Origin of the sequence: Methylophaga sp. UBA5088 (assembly GCF_002414625.1) — a bacterium.
Taxonomy (GTDB): Bacteria; Pseudomonadota; Gammaproteobacteria; order Nitrosococcales; family Methylophagaceae; genus Methylophaga; species Methylophaga marina.
The window spans coordinates 24,434-31,883 of the sequence record NZ_DIAC01000029.1 but is presented as its reverse complement, the minus strand read 5'-3'; the positions used below and the strand labels follow the sequence as shown (position 1 = coordinate 31,883).

The window sequence follows — 7,450 nt, the reverse complement described above, 5'->3', positions numbered from 1 at the left end:
GAATATGACAGCAAACGCTCAACAAGCTGTAACACGTGCTATTGAGTATCAGATGATGAGAGATTTGTTACAGGATGTGGAATCGGTCAGTGCAAAAATTCAATTCAATCAATTATCGATGGTGCAGGATAATGATTTGAATACCAATGCGAATGTCTGGTTGTTTGATTTACCTGTTAAAGAAAAGCAGCAACTTGAACTATTGCAAATGCGAGTTGAGCAACATTTTCCCAACAAAAATACAGATGACGACTCCGTGCTGTGGCAAGTGCAGTTGAACCTGGAAACGCAAAATTTAGGTCCGATGCAGGCTCGTATTAGTCTGCAAGACAAAAATGTGAGTGTGGTGATTTTGGCCGAACGCCAGCAGAGTGCAGACTTACTTTCAAGTCACTTAGATAACTTAGATGGACGACTCAATGAGATGGGGTTTTCCATTCATCACCTGAGTTGTAGACAGGCGCTTGTTACTCCGGTAACGCCCGTAAACACGACACGTTTGAACGATTATCTTGTGGATATTTCAGTATGAGTGAAAAGGATGTATTACAGGCGATTGCCCTGGAATATGATGGCGAGAATGCTCCTATTGTCACGGCGAGTGGTCAAGGGGATATTGCTGAAGAGATTATCCGGATTGCTCGGGAGCACAATATTCCTTTGCGTGAAGATGCGCTGTTGACCGAGATGTTAAGTGAACTGAATTTGGGTGAAGAAATTCCACCGATGCTCTATCGGGTGATAGCAGAAGTGATTGCTTACGCCTATCTGATATCAGGAAAAGTTCCTGTAAATAAAAGAGAAAATAAAAATGGAAACTGAGCTAAATACTTTTGAGGTATGAAGATTTCGTTTCGAGCGACTCATAAACTTTATAATTAGCATTACAAAATTAACATTAAGTGTTGATTTTAATATATATATCCGATATCGTCAGTGCATGTTTAATTTCCGGTCTACTGAATGTAGCTCCACTATCTGATGAAAAATAAAATCAAGGAAACGTTGATGCGTGACATAGCGCTTGATCAGAAATCTGATCTTCCTGCTAGCGTTGCCTCAGTCAAAGAACTCCTTGATGCAAAAATTATTATTGGTGGTCGACACCCAGCAGAGACCGCTTTCACCAAGACCCTGCTCGAGATTAGTGGTTTCACCCATATTGAAAGTGCAACAGATACTGATGGCGTCATGCTTTTGCTTCGTCAGAGTATCCACAATGATTTATGTGATATTGATCTGTTGATAATGGACGATGATTTACCGGGTATTTCTACCCAAGATATTCGTCTGGTGATGGATCAGTTTGATGAATGGCGTCTAATTCCAATTATTTCACTCTGTAGACAGTCAGTTTGGGATCATGCTCAGGTTTTGACGGATTTGGGGCATGGCGTGACCTCGCTGCTTTATCATCCTATGACTGCAGAGTCATTACCTTCGGCTATCATGACGGCTCTGGCAGTCAAACGTGAGCGTGATAAAACGTTTAAGCGACAAACAGAACTTGAAGATGAATTGGCCAATCTTAAAGTCATGGAAGCGCGCCTACAGTTTTCAGTTAATCATGATGATTTAACAGGCTTAGCGAATCGACGTCGTCTTGAAAATGCACTGGATATGACTCTGAGTCAGGTGCGTAATTTTATGAGCGTGAGCGCGCTTTTTTACATCGATTTAGATAGCTTCAAAGTATTAAATGATGCTGAGGGCCATGAAGCAGGGGATACTCTGCTGGTACAAGTGGCTAATTCTCTGAGACGTTATTTTAATATCAACGATATCCTGGTACGAATTGGATCAGACGAGTTTGCGGTGCTGGTCAATAATACGGATAAACAAACTGCCATTGAGCTTGCAGAAGAGCTCCGAAATTTATTTGATGGTTATGATTTTGAACATCATGGTCACCATTACCATCTATCGGCTAGTATCGGTTTGAAGATTATTGATGCAGATAATGCAACCACCGTTGGTGAACTGTTATCGCATTCTAACCAAGCCTGCTATACAGCCAAAAAGCGCGGGCGTAATCGAGTGCACCTGTACAGCCCTGAAGATCGCGAAATGCATACCTTGCGTCATAGTGTGGAATGGGCCCCTCGTATACGTGCTGCACTGAAGGAAGGTTTGTTCTTATTAGAGTTTCAACCGATTTATTCTCTCGATACTGAACAAGTCTCACACTACGAATGTTTAATCCGTATGCGTGGCGAAGGTAACGTCATTTTCTATCCGAAAGAATTTATCCCCGTTGCTGAATCGATGGGACTGATTCATCAGATTGATTTCTGGGTGGTGGCGAAAGTATTTGAACTTATCGTGAATATGCCAGAAAACCTGTCATTTGCCATTAATCTGTCAGGCAATGTATTTCTGGATGAGAACTTATTTAAGCTAGTCAGAGATAAACTTAATCAAACACAAATTGATCCCAATCGGATTGTGTTTGAGATTACTGAGACTTACGCTATCTCTAATTTTGAACAGACCAGAAAAATGGTATCGGATTTACGTGCCTTGGGTTGTCGATTTGCACTGGATGATTTTGGCGCAGGCTTTAATTCTTATAGTTATCTGAAACACTTCCCTGTTGATATCTTAAAAATTGATGGGGGATTCATTACTGATTTAGATAATGATCCCGTGGATCAGCAACTTGTGAAATCGATGATTGATATTGCACACAGCCTGGGTAAAAAAACGGTCGCAGAGTTTGTTGAGAGAAAAAGCACATTAGAGCTGTTAAAAAGCTATGGTGTTGATATGGTTCAAGGATTTTTGGTGGGGAAACCAAACGCTAAGATTCCTAAACCAAAGGGCTAATGTACGTGACGTTGTCCGTGTAACGTTGTAATCAGGTGAGCTTCTTCATCACTCAAATTGCAGTGATTAATCAGCTGTTGGATATCAGCACCTTTTTTGGCTAAACGAATGGCATGGTCATAACCGGGCTGATGATTGGCATTCAAATCGAGACTATGCTGGTGATCTTTGAGTTTAACCAGGGTTTGCTCAAATTTGTGGATGCGTTCATCTGTACCAGCTGCGCCAGCACACAAGGCAGTAATTTGGTTCTGAAGGTCGTGAATACGCTTAGTTTGTAATTGATACAGTTTTAACAGACGCATAGTGGCAAGACCGATGACCAGAAATACGGCACTCATCACTGTAAATACGACAAAAATAGTCATTGTCTTTACTCCCCAGACATCCGTCTGAATTCATACATACTCATCAATAAATTCACCTTTATCATCCTCTTTAGGACGCGGCTTTTCTTCTTCAGGTGGTTCTTTGTCTTTTTTCTTCTTGTGCTGTTCCTGTGAGGCCGGTTTATCCTCATCAGACACAGGATGACTCAACGGCAGGGGCGTCGTGGGCTGAATTGGATTAATATCATCAGCCATGAACGTTACCCTTTAAAAACCTGAGATATCAGCAATCTCTTCATCATTTAACAACTTATTGACATCTACTAAGATCAATAAATATTTCTCACGTTTGCAGACACCTTGAATAAAACGTGAGCTATCATCACTGACATTCGGTGCGGTATCAATTTCAGATTGGCGTAAATACACCACCTCAGCTACACAATCGACGAGCATGCCGATCACATGACCGGAGACTTCTACGATAATGATGCGTGCACGGTCATCAGGCTCAATGGCACTTAAACCAAAACGCATCCGCGTATCAATGACAGTCACCACATTGCCGCGTAGATTAATGATGCCAAGTACATACGGTGGCGCACCAGGTACAGGCGCGATTTCTGTCATACGTAAGACTTCTTGCACCTGCATGACGTTGATACCGTAGTATTCGTCTTCAAGTTGATAAGTGACCCACTGTAGTATGGGATTTTCGTTACTGTTATCTTTCTCGCTCATTTTTATGACCTTCTGATATGGCTGTCATTTTTATGACAGCGAGCTGTTGATAAAGATTATGCAGGCTTCATGCCATTTTTATCACTCTAACGCCTTGATAATGGCTGATATATCCAAAACACTGTGCATTGTCTCGCTCAGTACCCCTGTAAACCATGGTCGCTGATGAGTATCATTGCGCCAGTTAATCTCATTATTGTTTTTATTGATAATTTGCTCAATCGTGTCACATGCAATACCGGTTCGACGATCATTGACCAGTAATATGTAATGGGCATTGAGTGGTGATGTCTGTTCAGGTGAGTGCAAGAGCTTTCTTATGTCGATGACATTGGTATTTTGTCCATTGTCATTATATAAGGCGACTTCCCAGGATTTACGTCCTGGAATATAACTCAAATCCTTCTCTGGCCAACGGATAATATTGTCCAAAGCATCCACTTTGATCGCCACTTTTATTCCACCAATATCGCAGAGTAATAGTTTGAGTACAGCATTCTCTGTTTGTATCTGGTCCGAGGATATCGCATCAGTCGTGTCAATATCCGTGTCTTGTACCTGTTCAGTCGCGACTTTGTCATCAGTGACATTTAACGATGTTTCTACTTCACTTTGCGTGACTGAAGGTTGAGGTAAAGGTGTTGGCGCTGATATCTCTGCATCAACAGGGACGGCCAACTCTTCAACTGGGAACACAATATTTTGTTTCAATGACGGCGATACTGGAGGCGATTCAGTTTTGTTTTCAACAATTGGCTGGCGTGTATGTGAGTCAGCCAACATGTCATTAAAATAGGCTGACAGGGCGTCTTTTTGATCGTAAATAGGCTTCTTAGCCATTGGATACACTCACTTCTGGCTCGCTCAAGACGGTCAATAGCTGCCGATAGGCGCTTGCGCCAGGACTATCAGGGGCCATCTCAGGTAAGGGGAGACCAAGTTTGCTGGCTTCACGAAAGCCTATATCAACTGGAACAAAGCCTTTCCAGACATTCTCTTCATAACGTTTATGCAGTTCTGCAAGGCAATCTATTGCAGCTTTTGTTCGGCCATCATGCATGGTAGGCACAATAAAATAAGGCAAAGCACTACGTCGAGAATGATTAATCATCGATACGGTATGTAGCATGTGCTCCAGACCTTTGAGCGATAAAAATTCTGTTTGTACAGGAATAACCAACTTATCACAGGCGGCCAGAGCATTGATCATTAACACCCCAAGCATTGGGGGACAGTCAATCAGTACGTGTTTAAAGCGATCTTTGAAAAAGCTGAGAGTTTTTCGTATGACTAAGCCTTTACCTTGTTGCGCGCCAAGTTGTCTGTCAAGTGTGGCCATAGCTGTAGAGGCAGGTAACAAGAAAATATTGTCATGACGTGTTTTCTTCAGACTTTTTAAAATCGCTTCTTTAGGGGTGTTATCTAACTGCTGAAATAAGGTGTAAATACTGGTTTCAATAGCGTCTGGATCATAACCAAGATAAGTCGTTAAGGAGCCATGTGGATCAAGATCCAGCATAAGCACTGGTTCGCTTTGTTGAGCAAGTAAGCTGGCAAGCGATACCACTGTCGTGGTTTTTGCTACCCCACCTTTTTGATTACACACTGCCCAAACGGCCATGATTATTGTCCCCCTCTATTATCAATGCCTAATTGGCTGCCATCATTACTGATGGCTGTGGGGGCCTGTGGAGTAGTCAAGGCATCAGTGTGTTCAAAAACAGTGATGTCACGGCGACTCATATCATTACCTAATACCACGAGCACAACACGACGGTTTTTTTGACGACCTGCTTCAGTATCATTACTGGCAATGGGTTTGTATTCACCATAACCAATAGCAGACATGCGATCAGGTTGGATACCGTATCTATCTAGTAGGTGAACAACGCTGGCAGCCCGTGCAGCAGATAATTCCCAATTGGAAGGGAAGCGGGGAGTATTGATCGGGTTGTTATCAGTAAAGCCCTCGACCTGGATAGGGTTAGCCGATGTTTGCAGAATACTGGCAATCTCGCCAAGTACCGGTATGGCGGGTCGGGCCAATCTGGCTTCACCACTTTCGAAGAGCACCCGTGATTTGATTTCGAGCTCTAACCAGTCCTCACCTTGTTTAATGGTTACATCTTCTGTGCCTATCCAGTCCGATAAAGCGGAGGTGAATTGCTGAGATAAATCGTTGATCGTTCGGATATCATTATCCGACGCAGTAAGAGGCATCTCATTGCTCAGTTCAGGAAGAGGTGCTTCTTCAGGTATAACCGGCACAGGGGCTATAGGCTCAAGCTTAATTTCACCTTCACCTCGACTGATTTCACCAATTTGTATTGGATCTTTACTTCGAACAGACTCTGAAAATACGGCTTCAAGTGTGTCGGAAAGTACACGATATTTACCTTCATTCACTGATGAAATCGAATACATGACAACAAAAAACGCAAATAGAAGGGTGATAAAGTCAGCATAAGAGACCAGCCAACGTTCGTGATTTTCATGTTCTTCATGTCTTTTTCGACGTGCCATAGAGCATCACTTAATTTAAATAGGCCTGAAGACGACTTTCAATATTTCTTGGGTTGTCTCCGTCTGCAACACCAATCAAACCTTCGATTAACATCATTTGAAGGCGACTACGTTTATTAATCAGGGCTTTTAACTTATTACCTATGGGTAAAAACAATAAATTAGCGAGACCAACGCCATAAATGGTAGCCACAAAAGCAACTGCAATTCCTGAGCCAAGTGAGGCCGGATCGGCGAGATTACCCATGACATGTATTAATCCCATTACTGCGCCAATAATACCGATAGTCGGCGAGTAGCCACCCATAGCTTCAAACACTTTTGCTGCCTGAAAATCATCCGACTCTTGAATATCCAGGTCGTTTTCTAATACTTCTCGCAGCACTTCTGGTTCAATGCCATCAGCAATCAATTGCAAACCTTTTTGAGTGAAAAGGTCAGATTCATCAATCGCCATAGACTCTAATCGGATTAAGCCTTCCCGACGAGCGACCTGATTCCATTCCAGTATTTTTTCTAGTTGCTGATGAGCCGATAATTTGGGGGGCTTAATAATCCATAAAGACATACGCATCGCACGAAGAAAAGTGCTCATTGGGGTTTGCAGCATCACAGCACCGAGCGTCCCTCCCATAACGATTAATAATGCAACGGCATTCAGTATGGTGTCGATATGACCGCCTTCAAGGTACTGGCCCACTAATATGGCACCAAAACCGACTATCAGACCGAGGATACTTAAAATATCCATATCAACTCAATTCCGCCAGTTGACGGCCAATTTCATTAATATCCAATATTTTGTCAGCTAATCCGGCTTTGGCCACTGCCATAGGCATGCCATAAATCGTGCTACTTTGCTGGTCTTGAGCCCAGATCTTGCCGGCTTTTTTCTTGATACTTTCACAGCCATTACGACCATCACTACCCATACCCGTTAAAATCACCGCTAACGTTTTTGAACCACAGATGTGTGCAATAGAGTCAAATGTTAAATCGACACAGGGTTTATAGGTCTCCTTCACATCCCC

General features: G+C 42.7%; 11 protein-coding genes. 3 read left to right on the top strand and 8 right to left on the bottom strand.

Translation table 11 applies throughout. From position 1 onward, the window contains the following. The 3 genes from B4K20_RS03870 to B4K20_RS03860 all read left to right on the top strand — a co-directional run. Positions 1–532: flagellar hook-length control protein FliK (locus tag B4K20_RS03870; protein ID WP_289281951.1), on the top strand; the 532-nt coding region annotated here is incomplete at its 5' end. After that, positions 529–822: an EscU/YscU/HrcU family type III secretion system export apparatus switch protein gene (locus B4K20_RS03865; RefSeq protein WP_286303950.1), complete on the top strand. Its 294-nt coding sequence runs from the start codon at positions 529–531 to the stop codon at positions 820–822. The genes B4K20_RS03870 and B4K20_RS03865, both read left to right, overlap by 4 nt. 186 nt (positions 823–1,008) lie before the next feature. Next, entirely contained in the window at positions 1,009–2,826 is a 1,818-nt protein-coding gene (locus B4K20_RS03860) for a putative bifunctional diguanylate cyclase/phosphodiesterase (protein WP_289281950.1), read from the top strand. Here B4K20_RS03860 and B4K20_RS03855 read toward each other — a convergent pair. From B4K20_RS03855 to B4K20_RS03820, 8 genes are all read right to left on the bottom strand, one after another. Beyond that, positions 2,823–3,194 (bottom strand): DUF2802 domain-containing protein, encoded by a 372-nt coding sequence (locus B4K20_RS03855; protein WP_286303952.1) that lies wholly within the window; start codon positions 3,192–3,194, stop codon positions 2,823–2,825. The two genes, B4K20_RS03860 and B4K20_RS03855, sit on opposite strands and share 4 nt — an antisense overlap. 30 nt (positions 3,195–3,224) lie before the next feature. Further along, positions 3,225–3,410, bottom strand: coding sequence for a hypothetical protein (locus tag B4K20_RS03850; protein WP_289281949.1), 186 nt, complete (start codon positions 3,408–3,410; stop codon positions 3,225–3,227). A 12-nt stretch (positions 3,411–3,422) separates the two neighbouring features. Beyond that, complete coding sequence (locus B4K20_RS03845) at positions 3,423–3,896, bottom strand: chemotaxis protein CheW (RefSeq protein ID WP_286303954.1); 474 nt, start codon at positions 3,894–3,896, stop codon at positions 3,423–3,425. A gap of 81 nt (positions 3,897–3,977) precedes the next feature. After that, entirely contained in the window at positions 3,978–4,736 is a 759-nt protein-coding gene (locus B4K20_RS03840) for a chemotaxis protein CheW (RefSeq protein WP_289281948.1), read from the bottom strand. Beyond that, positions 4,729–5,517, bottom strand: a complete 789-nt coding sequence (locus B4K20_RS03835; RefSeq protein WP_289281947.1) for a ParA family protein — start codon at positions 5,515–5,517, stop codon at positions 4,729–4,731. The genes B4K20_RS03840 and B4K20_RS03835 overlap by 8 nt, the downstream gene beginning before the upstream one ends. A gap of 2 nt (positions 5,518–5,519) precedes the next feature. Next, positions 5,520–6,419 (bottom strand): flagellar motor protein MotD, encoded by a 900-nt coding sequence (gene motD / locus B4K20_RS03830; RefSeq protein WP_289281946.1) that lies wholly within the window; start codon positions 6,417–6,419, stop codon positions 5,520–5,522. Between the two features lie 10 nt (positions 6,420–6,429). Continuing rightward, positions 6,430–7,170, bottom strand: a complete 741-nt coding sequence (locus B4K20_RS03825) for a flagellar motor protein (protein WP_289243207.1) — start codon at positions 7,168–7,170, stop codon at positions 6,430–6,432. Position 7,171: 1 nt separating this feature from the next. Further along, positions 7,172–7,450, bottom strand: a 279-nt coding sequence (locus B4K20_RS03820; RefSeq protein ID WP_289281945.1) for a chemotaxis protein CheB, incomplete at its 5' end; no start/stop codon positions are given.

Bases quoted from the DNA above. Each gene is read 5' to 3' on its own strand.
- B4K20_RS03865 (WP_286303950.1), top strand. From the start codon at position 529: ATGAGTGAAAAGGATGTATTACAGGCGATTGCCCTGGAATATGATGGC.
- B4K20_RS03860 (WP_289281950.1), top strand. From the start codon at position 1,009: ATGCGTGACATAGCGCTTGATCAGAAATCTGATCTTCCTGCTAGCGTT.
- B4K20_RS03855 (WP_286303952.1), bottom strand. From the start codon at position 3,194: ATGACTATTTTTGTCGTATTTACAGTGATGAGTGCCGTATTTCTGGTC.
- B4K20_RS03850 (WP_289281949.1), bottom strand. From the start codon at position 3,410: ATGGCTGATGATATTAATCCAATTCAGCCCACGACGCCCCTGCCGTTG.
- B4K20_RS03845 (WP_286303954.1), bottom strand. From the start codon at position 3,896: ATGAGCGAGAAAGATAACAGTAACGAAAATCCCATACTACAGTGGGTC.
- B4K20_RS03840 (WP_289281948.1), bottom strand. From the start codon at position 4,736: ATGGCTAAGAAGCCTATTTACGATCAAAAAGACGCCCTGTCAGCCTAT.
- B4K20_RS03835 (WP_289281947.1), bottom strand. From the start codon at position 5,517: ATGGCCGTTTGGGCAGTGTGTAATCAAAAAGGTGGGGTAGCAAAAACC.
- motD (WP_289281946.1), bottom strand. From the start codon at position 6,419: ATGGCACGTCGAAAAAGACATGAAGAACATGAAAATCACGAACGTTGG.
- B4K20_RS03825 (WP_289243207.1), bottom strand. From the start codon at position 7,170: ATGGATATTTTAAGTATCCTCGGTCTGATAGTCGGTTTTGGTGCCATA.